Origin of the sequence: Lactobacillus sp. wkB10, from assembly GCF_000760615.1 — a bacterium.
Classification (GTDB): domain Bacteria; phylum Bacillota; class Bacilli; order Lactobacillales; family Lactobacillaceae; genus Lactobacillus; species Lactobacillus huangpiensis.
The window spans coordinates 267,500-284,930 of record NZ_JRJB01000001.1 but is presented as its reverse complement, the minus strand read 5'-3'; the positions used below and the strand labels follow the sequence as shown (position 1 = coordinate 284,930).

14 protein-coding genes and 1 riboswitch are annotated in these 17,431 nt (G+C 34.7%); of the genes, 4 read left to right on the top strand and 10 right to left on the bottom strand.

The features are described 5' to 3' along the window. The first annotated feature begins 130 nt into the window (after window positions 1–130). Window positions 131–1,105, top strand: a complete 975-nt coding sequence (locus LACWKB10_RS01350; protein ID WP_034977732.1) for an SLAP domain-containing protein — start codon at window positions 131–133, stop codon at window positions 1,103–1,105. Between the two features lie 139 nt (window positions 1,106–1,244). Here LACWKB10_RS01350 and LACWKB10_RS10250 read toward each other — a convergent pair whose 3' ends face one another. Beyond that, window positions 1,245–1,421, bottom strand: coding sequence for a hypothetical protein (locus LACWKB10_RS10250; protein WP_162833769.1), 177 nt, complete (start codon window positions 1,419–1,421; stop codon window positions 1,245–1,247). 542 nt (window positions 1,422–1,963) lie between these two features. Next, window positions 1,964–2,974, bottom strand: a complete 1,011-nt coding sequence (locus LACWKB10_RS01345; protein ID WP_034977729.1) for an AraC family transcriptional regulator — start codon at window positions 2,972–2,974, stop codon at window positions 1,964–1,966. 134 nt (window positions 2,975–3,108) lie between these two features. Here LACWKB10_RS01345 and LACWKB10_RS01340 point away from each other — a divergent pair, with 134 nt between their 5' ends. Genes LACWKB10_RS01340 through pgmB form a run of 3 tightly spaced genes read left to right on the top strand, consistent with a single transcriptional unit; the run spans window position 3,109 to window position 8,290 of the window. After that, window positions 3,109–4,812, top strand: coding sequence for a glycoside hydrolase family 3 protein (locus LACWKB10_RS01340; protein WP_034977726.1), 1,704 nt, complete (start codon window positions 3,109–3,111; stop codon window positions 4,810–4,812). 12 nt (window positions 4,813–4,824) lie between these two features. After that, complete coding sequence (locus tag LACWKB10_RS01335; protein ID WP_034977723.1) at window positions 4,825–7,644, top strand: alpha-L-rhamnosidase; 2,820 nt, start codon at window positions 4,825–4,827, stop codon at window positions 7,642–7,644. Then, window positions 7,625–8,290: a beta-phosphoglucomutase gene (gene pgmB / locus LACWKB10_RS01330; protein WP_034977721.1), complete on the top strand. Its 666-nt coding sequence runs from the start codon at window positions 7,625–7,627 to the stop codon at window positions 8,288–8,290. Before LACWKB10_RS01335 ends, pgmB begins: the two co-directional genes overlap by 20 nt. A gap of 124 nt (window positions 8,291–8,414) precedes the next feature. On the opposite strand, the gene LACWKB10_RS01325 is transcribed toward pgmB, so the two are convergent. From LACWKB10_RS01325 to LACWKB10_RS01290, 8 genes are all read right to left on the bottom strand, one after another. Then, window positions 8,415–9,503 carry a PTS sugar transporter subunit IIC gene (locus tag LACWKB10_RS01325; RefSeq protein WP_034977718.1) on the bottom strand — a complete coding sequence of 363 codons (1,089 nt, stop codon included), beginning with the start codon at window positions 9,501–9,503 and terminating at the stop codon, window positions 8,415–8,417. 486 nt (window positions 9,504–9,989) lie between these two features. Next, window positions 9,990–11,447, bottom strand: a complete 1,458-nt coding sequence (locus LACWKB10_RS01320; RefSeq protein WP_034977715.1) for a glycoside hydrolase family 1 protein — start codon at window positions 11,445–11,447, stop codon at window positions 9,990–9,992. Beyond that, window positions 11,434–11,796 carry a PTS lactose/cellobiose transporter subunit IIA gene (locus LACWKB10_RS01315; RefSeq protein ID WP_034977712.1) on the bottom strand — a complete coding sequence of 121 codons (363 nt, stop codon included), beginning with the start codon at window positions 11,794–11,796 and terminating at the stop codon, window positions 11,434–11,436. The genes LACWKB10_RS01320 and LACWKB10_RS01315 overlap by 14 nt, the downstream gene beginning before the upstream one ends. A 2-nt stretch (window positions 11,797–11,798) precedes the next feature. Beyond that, entirely contained in the window at window positions 11,799–13,037 is a 1,239-nt protein-coding gene (locus tag LACWKB10_RS01310) for a PTS sugar transporter subunit IIC (RefSeq protein WP_034977710.1), read from the bottom strand. A gap of 21 nt (window positions 13,038–13,058) precedes the next feature. After that, window positions 13,059–13,367 carry a PTS lactose transporter subunit IIB gene (locus tag LACWKB10_RS01305; protein ID WP_034977708.1) on the bottom strand — a complete coding sequence of 103 codons (309 nt, stop codon included), beginning with the start codon at window positions 13,365–13,367 and terminating at the stop codon, window positions 13,059–13,061. A gap of 168 nt (window positions 13,368–13,535) precedes the next feature. Then, window positions 13,536–13,633, bottom strand: a riboswitch (purine riboswitch). A 109-nt stretch (window positions 13,634–13,742) separates the two neighbouring features. Then, on the bottom strand, window positions 13,743–15,131 hold the full coding sequence (locus tag LACWKB10_RS01300) for an MFS transporter (RefSeq protein WP_034977706.1): 1,389 nt from the start codon (window positions 15,129–15,131) through the stop codon (window positions 13,743–13,745). A 190-nt stretch (window positions 15,132–15,321) separates the two neighbouring features. After that, complete coding sequence (locus LACWKB10_RS01295) at window positions 15,322–16,671, bottom strand: glucose-6-phosphate isomerase (RefSeq protein WP_034977704.1); 1,350 nt, start codon at window positions 16,669–16,671, stop codon at window positions 15,322–15,324. Between the two features lie 79 nt (window positions 16,672–16,750). Further along, window positions 16,751–17,377: a VanZ family protein gene (locus tag LACWKB10_RS01290; protein ID WP_034977702.1), complete on the bottom strand. Its 627-nt coding sequence runs from the start codon at window positions 17,375–17,377 to the stop codon at window positions 16,751–16,753. Window positions 17,378–17,431 lie beyond the last annotated feature (54 nt).

Genomic DNA, 17,431 nt, shown 5'->3' with positions numbered 1-17,431 from the left:
GATCGCATTACAGCTGAAGTTGCCACTCCTTTTCAAAATTAGCTTGTAGTATACTGGTAAAAGAGGACAGTATTTTACTCCCAGTTCGTTGATATCAGTTCTGCCAGAAAAACAATAGTTTTCTGTTATAATGAGTGAAAAAAAGAAGAATAAACGCATAATCTTCGCAACAATTGCCGCTTTAAGTCTCGCCGCACCAATGACGGCAGTCTTTAATTTTGACAATGTTCAAACTGTTTCAGCCAACCACCAAGGAACAAAGATTTGGCTGCAATACGGTACTTTAAAGCACGCTCTAAAAGGACCACCTGGTCATGTTTACCCTGCTAGTACTATGGTAGTACGTAAAGCAAGTGATGATACTAAACCTTTAATTTCATTACGAGGTTATCCATTTTATTTAACTATGCAAATTGGTGGTATACCTGACAATGAATTATTACAGGATATCGGTGGCGGTGAAATTGCCGAAGCTTATGTTAATTATGAAGATTGGCTTGAAATTGTTTATCCATCAGATACAACAGCCTTAGTACAAAATACTAATGATTATACTGATCTAAAATCTGGTGATTTTCATCCTGTAGATAACAGTAATCCTGATGTACCTTATGCAAATACTGATAAGCTTAATGCAGCATATAACGAATATACATTTAATGTTAATTTTGCTAAATTAAATAAAGCAGATAAGGCTTGGAGCGAGGATATTTACAAACGCTTTACTTCAGCCGAAGCAATGGGTGCTACTCAGTCAACTGTTGACGCACTTACCGATGAGATAAATAGTGCTTACGCTAACTACAAGAAAACTGGTCCTCTCGTAAGTGGCACGTCAAATTCTGGCAACTCTAGCAATTCATCTAATAGCAATAGTGACTCTACCACAGTCACTGCCGCAAAACGCAAATCTAAGTCACGTTTTGTAAAATTACGTAAAGCATCGTACCAGTACACACACAAAGGCAAACGTGTTTCGAAGAAGAAACTCAAGAAAGGCGCGATTGTCAAAATCAACGGCAAAACCTACCGTATTAAGAAGAAGACTTTCTACCGTATTGGTAAAAACCGTTACATCCGCAAAGTGAATGTTGCCAAGAATTAAATTAGCTAAAAGCAAAACCTCGAAACTGGATAAGTTTCGGTGTTTTTATTGTCAAGGAAAACAAAAAAGGACAATTCTTTACCCACTGAGTTAAAAATTAATCCTTAATAAACTTGCGCTATTAAAATTTAAACCTTGTTTAGCACTTTTTACGATTTGGCCAAAAATGATAGACAAGGTCAACTACTGCTTGAGCCAGCATACCGCCTGCCATCCAGTACATCCCCATCATCATGTTGCCGGTAAAGGTATAATAAGCGGTAATAGCGTAAACGACTACCCACAAAATTTTAAAAAACAAATTATCACACATCATTTGTAAAAAAACTCCCTTCAATTCATTTCAAATTATACCTTTTTTTATGCAAAAATTGGGGCTTTTTTTAGTTATTTAATCACTTAAAAGTCGTTTCGCCAAAATTATTTACAATAAATGTTATTATATAAAAATGTTTACATTCGTAAGCGTTAATAAACTTTTTTAAAAATAATTTTTTTGATCAAAGCATTTTAATGCTTTTTATTTTTTATGTAATTTAATTGCTTTTGCAACCATCAAAAAGAACTTTAAGCACAGTAGTTTAAAGTTCTTTTATTATTTAAAAATTAATTGGATTACCGCAATACTCTTTGACGCGATTTAAATATTATTCAGAAAAATTATTATAAAATAACCTTTTACAATTAAAGTTTATTCATCAATATCTATCTTCATCACGTTTTTTTCGTTCCAAGCAATTACTTTATAATAAAAGTAAAAGCTATCCTTAAGTTATTTTTTCATCAAGTGATGAGCTTTGCAGGATGGTATTTCATCCTCATTTACTTGAAAACGGGATTGAAATTTATTCAACCCTCTTATCTCCTGTTAGAACGGTATTTTGCTGGAGAAATACCAAAGTAATGTCTGAAAATTTTATAAAAATAGGACGCATTTTCATATCCAACTCTGGCAGCAATCTTTTCGATAGGTGCCTTAGTGTAAGTCAAATATTCTGCAGCTACATTTACTCTTTGCAACTGAACTAATTTAATAAACGACAATCCAGTTTCATTCTTCAAGTAATCTGATAAATAATTTGGATTAAAGCCAAAGTGCTGTGCCATTTGCTCAAGTGTGATATTAGAATAATTTTTCTCAATATAAAGTAACAATGAGAGCAAATTATTATTTTTCTTTTTTGAATCAGTTACTTGAGCCTCACGATAATAAGTTTTTCTGATCAGCAGGGAAAACATAGTCAACATTTCTAATTTAATGATCTGATCGGACTGAATTTTATTGTCATAATATTCGTCAATGATATCGTAAATAATATCAGTAATTTTGGGGTCATGGTCAATCTCGAACAGACTATATCGACCTTCACCATGATCTTCGTCAGATAATAAAGAAAAAAGTAAGTTGGAAATTGAAATACCTTTGCCCTTTGATTGCAAAAAATTAAGTTCATTTAAAGAGAAAGCAGACGTACGCAATTCAATATTTAAAACCACACCATTCTTATCAATTGGTTCTACTTTGTGAGGAGTTTTGATACCGATAAAAATCATGTTATCCTGATTAACTTTAATACGCTCATGCTCAGTTACTACGACACAGTTACCTACCAAAGGAATGTTGATTTCTACATAATCATGTATATGAAAGGGAATATATGATTTTACAGGTTGAACAGAAATTGTGATAGAACTACTGTTTAATACAAAGTTATCAGAATAAGTATTGAAGAACTCATAAACAGGCTCACTATTGATATGACCAGCAACTTTCAAGTTAAACTCACCTAATTTAAAATCTTGCAACATCGTGTTCCAATCGCGAAACCCATTATTCTGACGTAACATTTGGATTGTTTTTTCGTGCATTTTGATACCTTTAATTTATGAAAGAGATTCTGTGAAATAAACAGTTTTATTATGTAATTTAACAATAGTTTGCTTTTTTACATTAAGTTAAAATGAAGAACAAAGCAAGACTTTTCTAAATTTGGGAGGAAAATATGACTGATTTAACTCAAAGTCCATATAACTTATCAGCTGCAGAGATCGCTTTTGTCAAAAATAAAATAACTAACATGTCTCTTGCTGCTAAAATAGGACAGCTTTTCTTTGTTATTGGTGAAGATGAAGATCAAAAAGATTTAACTAAATTTATTCAGAAATATCAGCCTGGCGGGATTATGTACCGTCCTGATAAAGCTCAAAAATTGCAGCGTGAAATAGCAGTTTCGCAGAAAGCAAGTCAAACTCCCCTTTTTGTTGCTGCCAATTTGGAAGCTGGTGGGAATGGATTATTAAGCGAAGGAACATGGTTCGGCAGACCTTTGCAAATTGCTGCTACCAACAACGAAAAGAATGCATATAATTTGGGTTATGTATCGGGCTATGAGGCTAAACAAGTCGGTGGAAACATGGCTTTTGCACCAATTGTAGATCTTGATTTAAACTTTCGTAACCCCATAATGAATGTACGCACATATGGCAGCAATAAAGAGCGTGTGCTTAGAATGTCTGACGCACAAATCAAAGGTTTTAATGCTAATCATATTATTCCAGTAGCAAAACACTTTCCCGGTGATGGCGTTGATGAGCGAGACCAACATCTTTTGAGTTCAATTAACTCGTTATCTGCTGACAAATGGATGGAATCATACGGGCAAATTTATCGTCACTTAATTCAAAATGGTTTGCCTGCCATAATGATCGCCCACATTATGCAACCAGCTTGGGAACGCCGTTTACAACCAGGTATTGAAAATAAAGGTTTACGGCCTGCTTCTACTTCCAAACTATTAGCTGATGGACTTTTACGGACTGTTTTGCATTTTAACGGTCTCACAATTACTGATGCCACGCCAATGATAGGATACAATGCAATTTTGCCACGCTCAGAAGCATTACCAGCCACCATTAACGCAGGAATCGACATGATCTTATTCAACAAGGATATCGATGAAGATTATCAGTTTGTGACTGACGCAGTTAAAAGCGGCAGGATTTCAAAAAGTCGACTCGAAGAAGCTGTTACCAGAATAATTGCCACTAAAGTTGCACAAGGCGTAATGGATACAGAAAATAATCTTTGCGAACCTGCATCGCAAGATCTTGATTTGAAATTGGCAGAACATGAAAAGATGGCAAAAAAAGTAGCACAAGAATCGGTTACCTTAGTTAAAGACCGCGATAAGCTTTTGCCTATTACTCCGGAAAAATATCCTCGAGTACGGTTAGTTGTTTTAGGAGATACAGACGATGGCGGCTTTAAAGAGGGCGGAAAAGTAACCACAAAATTTAAGGAAAAACTTGAAGGAAAAGGATTTAAAGTTACAGTTTTTGACCGCAAAAATCTTGATTTTAAAGAAGTTTTTGAAGGTGGAGTGCAATACGAAAAGGAACAATTTGACCTGGCATTTTATGTAGCTAACGTTGAAACGGCAAGCAATCAAACCACAACTAGACTTGATTGGATTCATCTAATGGCAGCTGATGCTCCATGGTTCATGAAGAGCATCCCTACAGTTTTTGTTTCTACTTGCAATCCCTATCACCTCTTTGATATTCCAATGGTTTCAACTTACATTAATGCTTATACAGGCAATGATGTCACAATTGATGCTCTTCTAGAAAAAATGATGGGACATGAAAAATTTACCGGGCAAAGCCCTGTAGATCCGTTCTGTGGCCATTTTGAAACTCATTTATAAAGAGGAAAATCAATGTTAAAAATCAAAGATATTTTAGTCAATCACTATACCGAACCTCTTGGTTATGACTTAGACAATCATTTAAGAATTGAATTCAGTGCTGAAACTAATCAAAAGGCAGGTGTTGTACAAAAGCGTTTAACAATAAATGCCAATAAACCTGTTTATGATAGTCAGTGGCAACAATACAACAATAATTATTTTGACTTAGAACTGGAGCTAAAGCCCCGAACCCGTTATGAAATAACAATTTTTCTAAAAGATAATAAAACTAAAACAAGTAAAAATAGCTTCTTTGAGACTGGTAAAATGAATGAACCTTTCACTGCAGAATGGATTGGTAATCAAAATAAAGACATTCAAAATACCTTATTAAAGAAAGCCTTTGTTTTAAACAAAAAGGTGGTAAAAGCCCGCCTCTATATCAGCGGTTTAGGTGTTTACGAAGCTGTTTTGAATAAGAAAAAAATTGGTAATGAGTTCCTTGCACCGGGAGTCACAGCCTATGACAAACTGGTACAGATTCAAACTTATGACGTAACTGAGATGCTGAATGAAAAATCACAACAGGAACTTTTAATTTCCCTTGGGGATGGTTGGTATAAAGGCAACTTCGGTTTCGATGGCGGTAAAGATTGCATCTATGGTGACCAACAAATGGCTATTGCTGAGTTGCATATCGCTTATGATGATGGCAGCAATCAGATAATAAACACGGACGCCACATGGCAAACTTCTGCTGGTAAAGTAACCAAATCAGCCATTTATTACGGAGAGGACTTTGACGATACCAAAAAAATAACTAATTGGCAGCCTGCAATTATATTGCAGCATTCTAAAGAAATATTGCATGATCGTCTAAGCTTGCCCTTAAAAACAAAAGAATATTTACCTGTTAAAGAAATTATACGTACTCCTAAAGGTGAAACAGTCCTCGATTTCGGTCAAAATCATGCTGGTTGGCCAGAATTTTACAATCACGAATCAGCTGGCAAGGAAATTGACTTACAAATGGGAGAAATACTCCAAGACGGCAATTTTTACAGGGATAATCTTCGCCAGGCTCGTGCAGCTTTTCATTATATTTCAAACGGTGAACAAAAATGGATCAGACCACATTTCACCTACTATGGTTACCGTTATGTCAAAGTTTCCGGCAATTCTCAGCCTTTAAGAAAAGAAGATTTTAAAGCCGCGGTAATCTATTCTGATCTTGAAATTACTGGTGGTATCAAAACCTCTAATACCAAAGTTAATCGCTTGCTCCAGAATGTTTTATGGAGTCAAAAAAGCAACTTCTTTGATGTTCCAACAGACTGTCCGCAACGAGACGAGCGTCTGGGCTGGACGGGCGATGCCGACATTTTTTCAGGAACTGCAATTTTAAATATGAATGCATACCCTTTTTTCAAAAAGTATGCTAAAGACATGAAAATTGAGCAGGTTGCCCATCAAGGTATGTTAACAATGTACGCGCCAGCTATGGGAAATGACAATGGCGGTGCAGCAATTTGGGGGGATGCCGCGACTGTTATTCCGTGGACAGCATATCAGGCTACCGCCGATCCAGCTATCTTAAGACAAAATTATTCTAATATGAAAGCTTGGGTAGATTGGGTTGGTCAAGCGACTACGACCAAGAACCTTTGGACAGGATGCTTTCAATTCGGTGACTGGCTTTCTTTAGACGGTGAAAACTCAGCTATGCCTAGTGGAAAAACTGACGAAGACTATATTGCCTCAATTTATTACGCTTATTCCAGTTGGATTGTTGCTCAAGCAGCTCGCATTTTAGGTAATACTGCTGATGCTCAAGAATATGACCGACAAGCTCAAGCTATTAAAAAAGCTGTTAGAGACGAATTTATTACTAAAAATGGCCGTCTAGCAATTGACACACAGACAGCTTATGCTTTAGCTCTTCATTTTGATTTAGTACCAGAAAAACAGAAAAAACGCGTTGTTAAAGATCTCGTTCAGAGGCTAAAAAAGGACCACAATCATTTACAAACTGGTTTTATTGGAACGCCCTTTATTTGTCAGGTTCTGTCAGAAAATGGAGAACATAAATTAGCAACGCAAATTTTTCTAAACGAAGACTTTCCAAGCTGGCTCTATGAAGTTAATTTGGGTGCTACTACAATTTGGGAACGCTGGAATTCAGTCTTGCCTGATGGCTCAATGAATCCCGAAGGAATGAACTCACTGAACCACTATTCAATCGGTGCAATTATGCAGTGGATTTATCAACAAGTTTTGGGCTTAAGGAAACAAAATAATGGCTATCAAAACGTGCTTTTTGCTCCCCAATTTGATTATCGGTTTAAAAAGATTTCAGGACACTATCACAGTTCTTATGGCGATCTCAAAATGGCTTACCAACTTGAAACTGATGCCCAACACACTATCAAGGTCAGCTTAAGCATTCCTTTTGGTCAAAGAGTAACCGTAAAATTACCTAGAGTGAAGGATAAAGTTGAAATTAACGGCAGGCAATCATCTTTGCCATTGGAATTAACTAACGGTGATTTTACAATTTCTTATGTGCCAGAAAATAGTTATATTGAATACTACAATATCAATATGCCCGTAAAAGAACTAATGAGCGATGCGGAACTTGTTAAAGAGCTAAGACCAATCAATACTGTTTTTGACTTTTTGCAAGATCCCGATAATCTCAAAAAATTTGGTGAAAATTCTATGGTAGAATTGAATAGTCTGTTGCCATTTATTAGTATTTCAGACGAAGATTTTAACCAAATTAACAAAATACTTGATACTACGCCAGTAACAAGTGAAAGGAAGTTTTTAAATGAAAGGCGTTCTCTTTGATTTAGATGGAGTCATTGCAGATACATCCGTATACCATTTCCAAGCTTGGAGACAATTAATCAAAAATCATTTTAACCTCGAATTGCCGGATGAACTTGAAAAGCAAACAAAAGGTGTAAGTCGAACAGATTCTTTAAATGCAATCTTAAAATTTTTAAATATTTCCGTTTCACAAGAACAATTTAATGAAATGACCAATGAAAAAAATAATATTTTCCGCAATTTGTTGGCCAGTTTAACTCCTGCAAATATCTTACCTGGAATTAGTGAATTAATTTCATCCCTTAAGAAAAACAACGTTAAACTATCTTTGGCTTCTGCTAGCTTAAATGGTCCATTCATACTAGAAAAATTACAACTGACAGAGGCATTTGATGCAATTGCAGATCCAAGTAAAGTTGCCGCTGGTAAGCCAGCACCAGACATTTTTATTGCTGCAGCTGAAGCAATTAATCTTAAACCACAGGATTGCGTAGGTATTGAAGATTCAATTGCAGGTATCACTGCTATCAACAAGTCAGGTGCTTTATCAGTTGGCGTTGGCTCTAAAACGGATCTAAAAGATGCTAAATTACTTTTTCCTAAGACAGCAGCATTAAATTATGATCAAATCGAAACTGCATGGGAAAAATTTAATTTAAATTAGAAATCAGTTTACAAATAAAAACTCGTGAATAAAACAAAATTTGTTTTTCACGAGTTTTTTGATGTTTAAAATAAATTGATGTAAGTAAGGATTTGTTTTTTATGACAGATTTAAGTAATTACAATTATTCACCTAGATAGGCAAAGGCTACCTTTTCATCATAAACATGAAATACTTTTTCAAAGAGAAAACGGCAAACCATTGCTACTAGAACAGGGAATACTATCCAGACAATCAAGGCCATTACAATATTAATACTTGCTTTGCCAGCATCTAAGGATGCCAGAGGCCCTACCAGGCCAACGAGACCGAAACCAGCAGAAGCTGGAGTGCCACTAACGTGAAATAGAGCCACTGGAATAGCGGAAAGCGCTGCTGTAATTAATGTTGGTAAAACAATAACTGGATGCCTGAAAAGATTGGGCATCATCATTTTCATTGCTCCTAATGCAATTGCAATAGTAACTCCTGATTTATTAGTTCGCCAAGAATGAACGACTAATACCAGTGTCGTTGCCGCGACTCCCATTGCTGCTGCACCTGCAGAAAGACCATTTAATTGGATAGCCATTCCAATTGCCACAGTTGATATAGGTGAAATTATCAGAATTGCAAACATACAGGAAATTAAAATACACATTAAAATTGGCTGTAAATTAGTAAAGGAATTAATTACTGACCCAAGCCAGGTGGTGATTTTGCTTACATATGGCAAAATCATCATGCCGATCCAACCTGCTCCTCCACCAACAACAATCGGAGCTGCAACAATTTTGACAGAGCCAAAACGTTGACCCACTAATAATAAAAGCCCGACAGCCAAGCCAGCCGTAATCATGGTATTAATAAGATCTCCTGTTCCTGCCGAAACAAAGACACCTTGAGCTTTAGTAGCAGGGTTCACAATTTGTGGTACGAATTTTGTAACGCCAGAGCCAACATAAGCAGCGGCCCCTACAATGGCAACATCTAGTGGAACCATTTTAAATTGGATGGCAATTAACGTACCAATTAGCAAAGGTGTAGCACATTGAAAAATCAGTAATGCCTGGTTAATAGATGCCGTCACCGGATTTTGACCAAAAAGTTTTAAGATTGCACTGACAACTGCATTTGGAATCAAGCCCACGATTATTCCAGTTGCGGTTCCTGCTAAAATGTTGTTTAGAAAAGTTTTTACTGTTAGTTTGTTAGTATTGGTTGTATCAGCCATATTTATACTCCTTTAATATAATAGTGATTAGGTATACATTGTCAGCAAAATAATTTGTGACAAAATCGAAATATGCTGATTGCTAATTCGCCTCATTGCTTTTTCCTCCTCAAATTTAATTATTAAGTATTTTATCATTTTATTTAAAAATGTACATAAAAATATTAAAAATATTTAATTTTATACTAGGTAATAAAAAAGTATAACTAGATACTCTTGGTGTCTAGTTATACTGCAAAAATGTATTTTATTTTTATAATATCAATGATAATATCATTAAAATTTCAAAATCAGTCTTTTTAACGAAAAACTTAAGATAACAAAATTGTTACCTATTTAAAAGTTAACGAAACTGGTTCTCACTATTCTTAAGCAAAAAACTTCTTATAATGCACTAAATCCTATCGAAAAATTTTTATTTTTAATTAAATCATCTCAAAAAGTGCATTTGTTGCTTTTAAAAATTTTTTCTTATTCCTGATTCATTTATATATATTTACCATTCGAGTTAATTACTTGTTTATACCAAAAATAACTATCTTTTAAGTAACGTTTTTTACTTCCCTGACCATTATCATCAATATCAACATAAACAAAGCCATAACGTTTTGACATTTGTTGAGAAGAACACGAAACGATATCAATCGGTCCCCAAGCGCAATAAGCTATTACTTCTGCCCCATCATGTATTGCTCTTCCTACTTGTTCAATATGCATACTCAGATATTCTGAACGATAAGAGTCATGTACTTTTTTGTCTCTTTCCAATTTGTCATAAGCACCTAAGCCGTTTTCAGCAATAATAATTGGTTTCTGATAGCGATCATAATATTGAGATAAAGTATTGTATAGTCCTTGAGGATCAATAGCCCAGCCCCAACTACTTTGTTTCAAATTCGGATTTTGTAAATTATCTGCTGGTTGCATTTTATTCTTTGTTGAGTCAACCATACGAGAATAGTAATAAGAGATAGCTAAAAAATCCATACGATTTTCGTTAATTAATTTCATTTCATTTTGCGTAATATCAAGTTCAATATTCTTATCATTAAAATAATTTAAAGCAAATTTGGGATATTTACCTCTAAATTGAACATCTGTAACAAAATATTGCATACGATTTTGCTGCATTGCAAGAATAACATCGTCCGGCTTACTACTTGCAGGATAAACAGTACCATCAGCAACCATTGTTCCAATGTGTATATTAGGATTATTCAAAGAACGTGCATAATTTTTTATTTCTGCTGCTCCCACAATTTGATTATGCATTGCTTGATAAAGAGCTTGTTCTTGATTTAGATATTGATCACTAGCTACTCCGACTGAAAGCCAAGGTTCTATTTGAACCATATTAATTTGATTAACTACAATCCAATATTTTACGCGATCACCGAACCAATCCAACAATACTTTGCCAAATTTCACAAAAAGAGGAATTACTTTCTTATTAGGCCAACCCCCATATTTAAGTGTAATATTAATAGGAGTTTCATAATGATTCATTGTGATAATTGGTTCAATTCCTAATTGCACCATACAATCAATCATGTCTGAGTAATGCCTTAGTGCCTTTTCACTAGGCTTTTCATCGTCTCCATTAGGAAAAATTCTCGACCAATCTAGAGAAGTTCTAAAGGTAGTAAAACCTGCATTAGCTAAAAGCTGTAAATCTTCTTTATAAGTATGGTAAAAGTCAATACCAAAACGTTTGGGATAATAATTTTCAGTATCTTGACTGTTTTTCTTAACTTCGTTTAGCGTCATCCCTTGTGACTCCGCGGCTTGCAACTCTTTATTTGATAATCCTTGAAGATAGGGTTGCACATCTGAGGAATTTAATCCTTTTCCATCTGCCTGAAAAGCACCATCTGCTTGACTGGCAGCTTGAGCACCTCCCCACAAAAAGTTTTTGGGAAAGTATGAAAAATTATTTTTTCTCATTCAGATCACCTTTACACTGACAATCACGCTTTTCAAATATCTTTATTAGATGATTTGCCAAATTATACTCAGTGTTGATTGTCATCAAAGTATCTTGAGCATGTGTAAATAATACTGAGTATTGTATTGGCTTACCTTCAGCTTCTTCTTGAATTTTTTTGGTTTGCAGACGATGAGCTTTTACTAATTTTTCGTTTGCTTTTTTCATGTTCTCTTTTGCGTTATCGTAATTCGAATTTGCCACATCATCCAAGGCTTTACTGATAAAATCACGGGCATCACCGGCATTTAAAATAATGTTCATTGTATTTTTAACATTTTCTTCACTGAATTGATTATTATCTTCCACGTCTATGCCTCACTTTCAGTTTCTTGTTTAACCAAATTTCTGTCATAAACTTTGAAAAATGGATAATAAATTAAACCACCAACGATAAAAAGGATTACTAATAAAATCATAGAGCTGAATGCTGGACTGACAATCCAGGTAACAAAAGGAAATGGAATATACCACATTTGCATTAATGAGTGTGGTATAGGAGAAAGACCTGATTTAAACCAAAAAGCAGTAATCAAAGGCAAAACAATGCCGTTGATCCATAATGGAATCATTAAGTAAGGATTCCAAACTATTGTGCCAAATACAACAGGTTCATTAATATTAAAAATTGTTGGTAAAACACTGGCTTTTCCAAGAGCTTTAAGTCGATTCGATTTTGCCCAAAATAGCATCATTAAGACAAGCGGCATTGTACATCCAATACCACCAATCCAAGGAAAACTAAAAATAAGCTCACTAGTGAATATATGTTTAGCTGCATGTCCCAAAGAATATGCACTTGCATTGGCAGCTATACCAGCCAGCATTACTGGCTTATCAATTCCAGATAATACCCAGCTGGAAATTCCCATTGAATAAATAAAACACTGTAAAAATAAATAAAATGTGAAACCCCACCAAGTATCTAAAGATGTCGCTATAGGTGAAAAAATAGCTACAATTAAGTGATAAAGATTAAAGTGCAAGACATCGGTAAGCAACCAACCTGTTGCTATTACAACAGCAATAGGCAACATTGAATCAAACCAAGCTGTCACAAAATCTGGCATTGAAGTATCATCACTAAAGAAACTAAACTTAGCAAATAGTTCCATAATCAAAGCAACAAAAACACCAACAACTAAGGCAACAAACATCCCTCCTGCACCGAGTTCTGAAAATTGGTATGAGATTACATTACCAGTTTTATCCCATGAAGGGTTAGCAAGCATCAGAAAAAGTGCAACTGAGGATAGGCCTGCTATAATTCTTTGCTTATTGATCTTTTTAAATTCCATGAAATTAAACGGGACTAAAAAGGCAACAAAAATTGAGGTCAAGCCAAAAGTGAAACTATTAATTGGCGAAAGATTTGGCCACCATTTCCAAAAGTTTGTCGGTATATTTAATAAAGTAATTAGTGAACCGACGAAGATAAATGGTAAAACTTCCAAAATAGAATTTTTGATAGTGATAATCCATTGATTATTAGCAACTTTTTGTGCCTTAGGAGCAAATTTTGTATTTAAAAAGGTCATGAAGCCATTCATTCTTAAATTTTCCTTCTTTCTTTATTGTTCTAATTCTTTTTTCAAATGATCTATTGCACCCTTACCATCAAGGATTGCATAATATTCTGGCTTCATTAAGATTACTTTTACCTGTGAAGGTACTCTTTCTTTTATTGCATTAAATTCAGCTTTCAAGTGAGGTCCAACCATTAGTGCATCAATATCATTAGCATAATCTGAAAGCTCTGCTTCGCTTCTTGCTTGAATTTTAAAATCCAAACCTGCTTTTTTTGCAGCTTTACGCATATTTGCTGCCATAAAGCCAGAAGATGCTCCGGAACCACAAATTAATAGAACATTTTTTGTCATTGTTTTTTCCTTTCAAGTATTTTTTGGTGATATTTCTTGACTATTTTTTTAACATACTTTTAGTTTGTTTTATGTATATGGTTTTTTCACTTTTTCACCTCAAAACATAAAACGACTTTTCTACCAAAGCCATGGTAAAAAAGCCGTTTTAAAAACAGAAATCAATGTTTTAAATGCTGATTTATCCATAGTTCGGAATTTACGGTTCCGAGTAGAAACTGTCGTCCGTATTACGACAATATATAGATATCTATATCTCCTGTATTTTAGCAAAGCTTTATTTTAAGTGCAAGATCGCCAAAAATAGAAAAAGGGAATATTTTAGCAAATATTCCCTTAATAGTTCATTTTCAATTTTGATATTTATTTTTGATTTTATTTCAATTTCTTCTCAAGTCTGAATAAATTTAAATAACTAAGCAAAATTATCACACTGACAAATGTCAAAAATAAAAATGCTTCTTGACTGCCTTGTGCCGTAAGTGCTGCATAATTACCAGGTCTTTTTTGCCAAGATGAAATAATAGCGGCCATTACTGTAGTTCCCATTGATCCAGCATACTGTTGACCCGTTTGAAAGACAGCAGTTGCATCAGTATGCAATTTTTCTGGCTGTAATTTCGATGCTTCAGCCATTGTATTATTAAACGCCATCTGGCGACCAATAATCATAATGCCATAAAAAACACCGACCATGAATGTACTGATTTTCAAACTAAACAAAGAAAAAAGCAAACAGGCCGTTAAGCAGAATACTGTTCCCGTAAGTAGTGGCAATGGCGCACCCTTTTTATCATAAATATGACCAAACCAGGGGTTTAAAATACCACTGATAATACAACCGGGAAGCAAAACCAAACCTCCGATTAAAGAACTGGCATGATTAACAATTTGCACATAATTAGGCACAGCGAAACTGGTACCAATATTGATAAACTGCAATAATAGATAAGATATCATGGCAAAAATAAAGGGTTTATTTTTAAAAATATTCAAGTTTATCAGTTTCTTTTTGCTGGAGCGTGACAATTTTATAAACGCGTATACCAAAATTGCCACGACAATCATGCTAAGCCAAAAACCAATATCTCTAAAACCATTACTAATTCTATTGAAACCTAAGTTAAAAATTACCATTGCACTAGCAATAACAATATAACTTAGCCAGTCAAAAGTCGGATGTTTTTTCTCATGGTATTGTTCAATTACGAATAAACCCAAAATCATAATAAATACAGCAATTACCGCTACAATCTCAAAAATTAGTGGCCAGCCAAAATAGTAAACAACTGTGCCACCAAACGTGGGGCCTAGAGACGGTGCAAGAATAATGACTAAACCAGTCAAACCCATATAGAAGCCCCATTTTTCTTGCGGCATTAATTCTACTACCATATTAAACATTAACGGTATTGACAATCCTGCTCCAACCGAAGAAATCAAGCGACCTGCGAGTAAAACCCAGAAATTTGTTGCAAAACCAGCCACAATTGAACCAGCGATGAATGCAATTGCGGCAGTTAAAAACAATTGTCTTGCTGAAAAGCGTTCATTTAGATATGAACTTGCAACCATTATTACAGAGATCATTAATAAATATCCCGTTGTAGTCCACTGAACTAATCCCAACCCAATATGAAATTGTTTCATCAATGTGGGAAAAGTAACATTTAAACTTGTTTCTGTCAAAATGGAAACAAAAGCCATTAAAGCACAACTGATAATTGCCAGAACCCTCTTGGGTGTTTCTTTCTTTTCTTCCATATAATTAAATCTCCCTAATAAAAAAAGGTTAAAAGTCAAAAACTTTTACCCTTTCCATAATGGTTAACATGAATAGATACAATGTACAGGATGATATATATTTTATATTTAATTTATATCAATATAGCTTGTATAAAGTAAGCATATAATTATAATAAGCTTATTTTAAAAAAGTTTCAATAATTAAAAATTATTTTTCTTCCTTGAATCTAGCTGTCAAATCATCGTGTAATTCTTCATAACCTGGTTTATTAAGCAATCCAAACATGTTCCGTTTATATTCTTCAACACCAGGTTGGTTGAATGGATTAATGCCATTAACGTAGCCAGAAACAGCAATTGCCAGTTCAAAGAAGTAAATTAAGTAACCTAAAGTGTGTTCTGTTTGATCAGGAATATTTACTGTCATAACAGGAACACCACCATCAGTGTGAGCAAGAACAACTCCTTCATAGGCACGTTCATTTACAAAGTTTAAACTTTTACCAGATAGGAAATTTAACTGGTCTAAATTACGATCATCAGAAGGGATTTTCACATCATTTGTTGGATTTTCGACTCTAATAACTGTTTCGAAAAGATTTCTTCTGCCTTCTTGAATATATTGACCCAATGAGTGCAAATCAGTCGTAAAGTTGGCACTGGCCGGCCAAATGCCCTTATTATCCTTTCCTTCTGATTCTCCCATTAATTGCTTGCACCATTCACTGAACATTCTTAAAGTTGGTTCATAGTTTTCAACAATTTCAGTGGTGTAGCCTTTGCGATAAAGAATATTACGCAAAGCAGCATATTGATAAGGAGTCGCGTTGCTTAAATCCGTATTAGTATACTCTGCTCTGGCATCAGCAGCGCCTTTCATTAATTGGTCAATATCAGCTCCCGAAACTGCAATCGGCAACAAACCAACAGCTGATAGTACGCTGTAGCGTCCACCAATATCATCCGGCACAACAAATTCTTCATAACCTTCAGCATCTGCTTCAGTTTTTAAAGCTCCTTTAGCACGATCTGTTGTAGCAAAGATTCTATTCTTAGCCTCATTTGCGCCATACTTCTCAATTAATTTATCTTTAAAAATTCGAAAAGCAACAGCTGGTTCAGTAGTAGTACCAGATTTAGAAATAACATTAACACTAAAGTCCTTGTCGCCGAGCCATTCAATCAAATCATGCAAATATGAGCCTGATAAGGAGTTGCCGCAGAATACAACAGTAGGATATTTTTCTTTACCCTTGCCATAAAATGCACCATTTAAAAACTCAATAGCTGCTTGAGCGCCTAAATATGAACCACCAATACCGATACAAACTAAAACTTCAGAGTCACCTTGAATCTTTTGGGCTGCTTTTTTGATTCTGGCAAATTCCTCTTTGTCATAATTAACCGGCAAATCGACCCAACCTAGAAAATCATTGCCTGCACCTGAACCATCTCTAAGTTCTTTATCGGCAACATTAACTAAAGCTTGCATCTCGCCTAGTTCATTATCGTGAACAAATGGTGTCAGTTTTGTACCATCAAATTTAATTAAACTCATAAACACGCTCTCCTTACTGAATTAAATATGTATTTCACAAGAACATTTTAGCAATCTTATTTTACAAATACCAGTGCTTTTAGTTAGTTTTATGGGTCCTTCTCCTGATTATCATTACAAGCCAATAGCAGAAATATCCAATTACCGTTCCGCAACTGTTAAAGAACACATCATCAATATCTGTAACTCCAGTTTCCAGTAAAAACTGCATCCCTTCAATAAAAACTGAAAAAATGATACCAGCGAGAACAACACGCCAAAAGGTTTGCTTTTTGGAAAAAACAAATGGTGATAAAAATCCAAATGGAATAAAGCACAGGATGTTACCCAAAGAATTGTATACAAAGTCTAGCCTGCTGGGGGCATGATACATTTTCCAGGTTTCCCTCAAAAAGACAAAATTCATTTCGTTTAAAGGTCTGTGCAGATTAAGGGTCAGGTTCCAGGGAAAATAAGTGTTACGAAAAGTAGTTAACATCAGCACTAAAATTAAATAAAAAGCAAATAACCATACTGACGCTTCAGATTTAATTGTACGCCGACTCCTAATAGTCATTAGCCAGATTAAGCGTATTACCATAAAAAACAGAAAATAAAAGATGGTTTTATCAAGTGCCAGTACAATCAACTTAATCAAAGCAAAATGATTTATTTTAGTAGCGTAAAGTTGCGAAAGCAGGTTATATAGTGGTCCTAAAAATATCATTCTGATTCAATTCCTAAAATATAGTTCATTTAAATTATACTCAAGTTTCTGCAA

Coding starts and splice junctions, on each gene's coding strand:
- LACWKB10_RS01350 (WP_034977732.1), top strand. CDS start 131: ATGAGTGAAAAAAAGAAGAATAAACGCATAATCTTCGCAACAATTGCC.
- LACWKB10_RS10250 (WP_162833769.1), bottom strand. CDS start 1,421: ATGATGTGTGATAATTTGTTTTTTAAAATTTTGTGGGTAGTCGTTTAC.
- LACWKB10_RS01345 (WP_034977729.1), bottom strand. CDS start 2,974: ATGCACGAAAAAACAATCCAAATGTTACGTCAGAATAATGGGTTTCGC.
- LACWKB10_RS01340 (WP_034977726.1), top strand. CDS start 3,109: ATGACTGATTTAACTCAAAGTCCATATAACTTATCAGCTGCAGAGATC.
- LACWKB10_RS01335 (WP_034977723.1), top strand. CDS start 4,825: ATGTTAAAAATCAAAGATATTTTAGTCAATCACTATACCGAACCTCTT.
- pgmB (WP_034977721.1), top strand. CDS start 7,625: ATGAAAGGCGTTCTCTTTGATTTAGATGGAGTCATTGCAGATACATCC.
- LACWKB10_RS01325 (WP_034977718.1), bottom strand. CDS start 9,503: ATGGCTGATACAACCAATACTAACAAACTAACAGTAAAAACTTTTCTA.
- LACWKB10_RS01320 (WP_034977715.1), bottom strand. CDS start 11,447: ATGAGAAAAAATAATTTTTCATACTTTCCCAAAAACTTTTTGTGGGGA.
- LACWKB10_RS01310 (WP_034977710.1), bottom strand. CDS start 13,037: ATGAATGGCTTCATGACCTTTTTAAATACAAAATTTGCTCCTAAGGCA.
- LACWKB10_RS01305 (WP_034977708.1), bottom strand. CDS start 13,367: ATGACAAAAAATGTTCTATTAATTTGTGGTTCCGGAGCATCTTCTGGC.
- LACWKB10_RS01300 (WP_034977706.1), bottom strand. CDS start 15,131: ATGGAAGAAAAGAAAGAAACACCCAAGAGGGTTCTGGCAATTATCAGT.
- LACWKB10_RS01295 (WP_034977704.1), bottom strand. CDS start 16,671: ATGAGTTTAATTAAATTTGATGGTACAAAACTGACACCATTTGTTCAC.
- LACWKB10_RS01290 (WP_034977702.1), bottom strand. CDS start 17,377: ATGATATTTTTAGGACCACTATATAACCTGCTTTCGCAACTTTACGCT.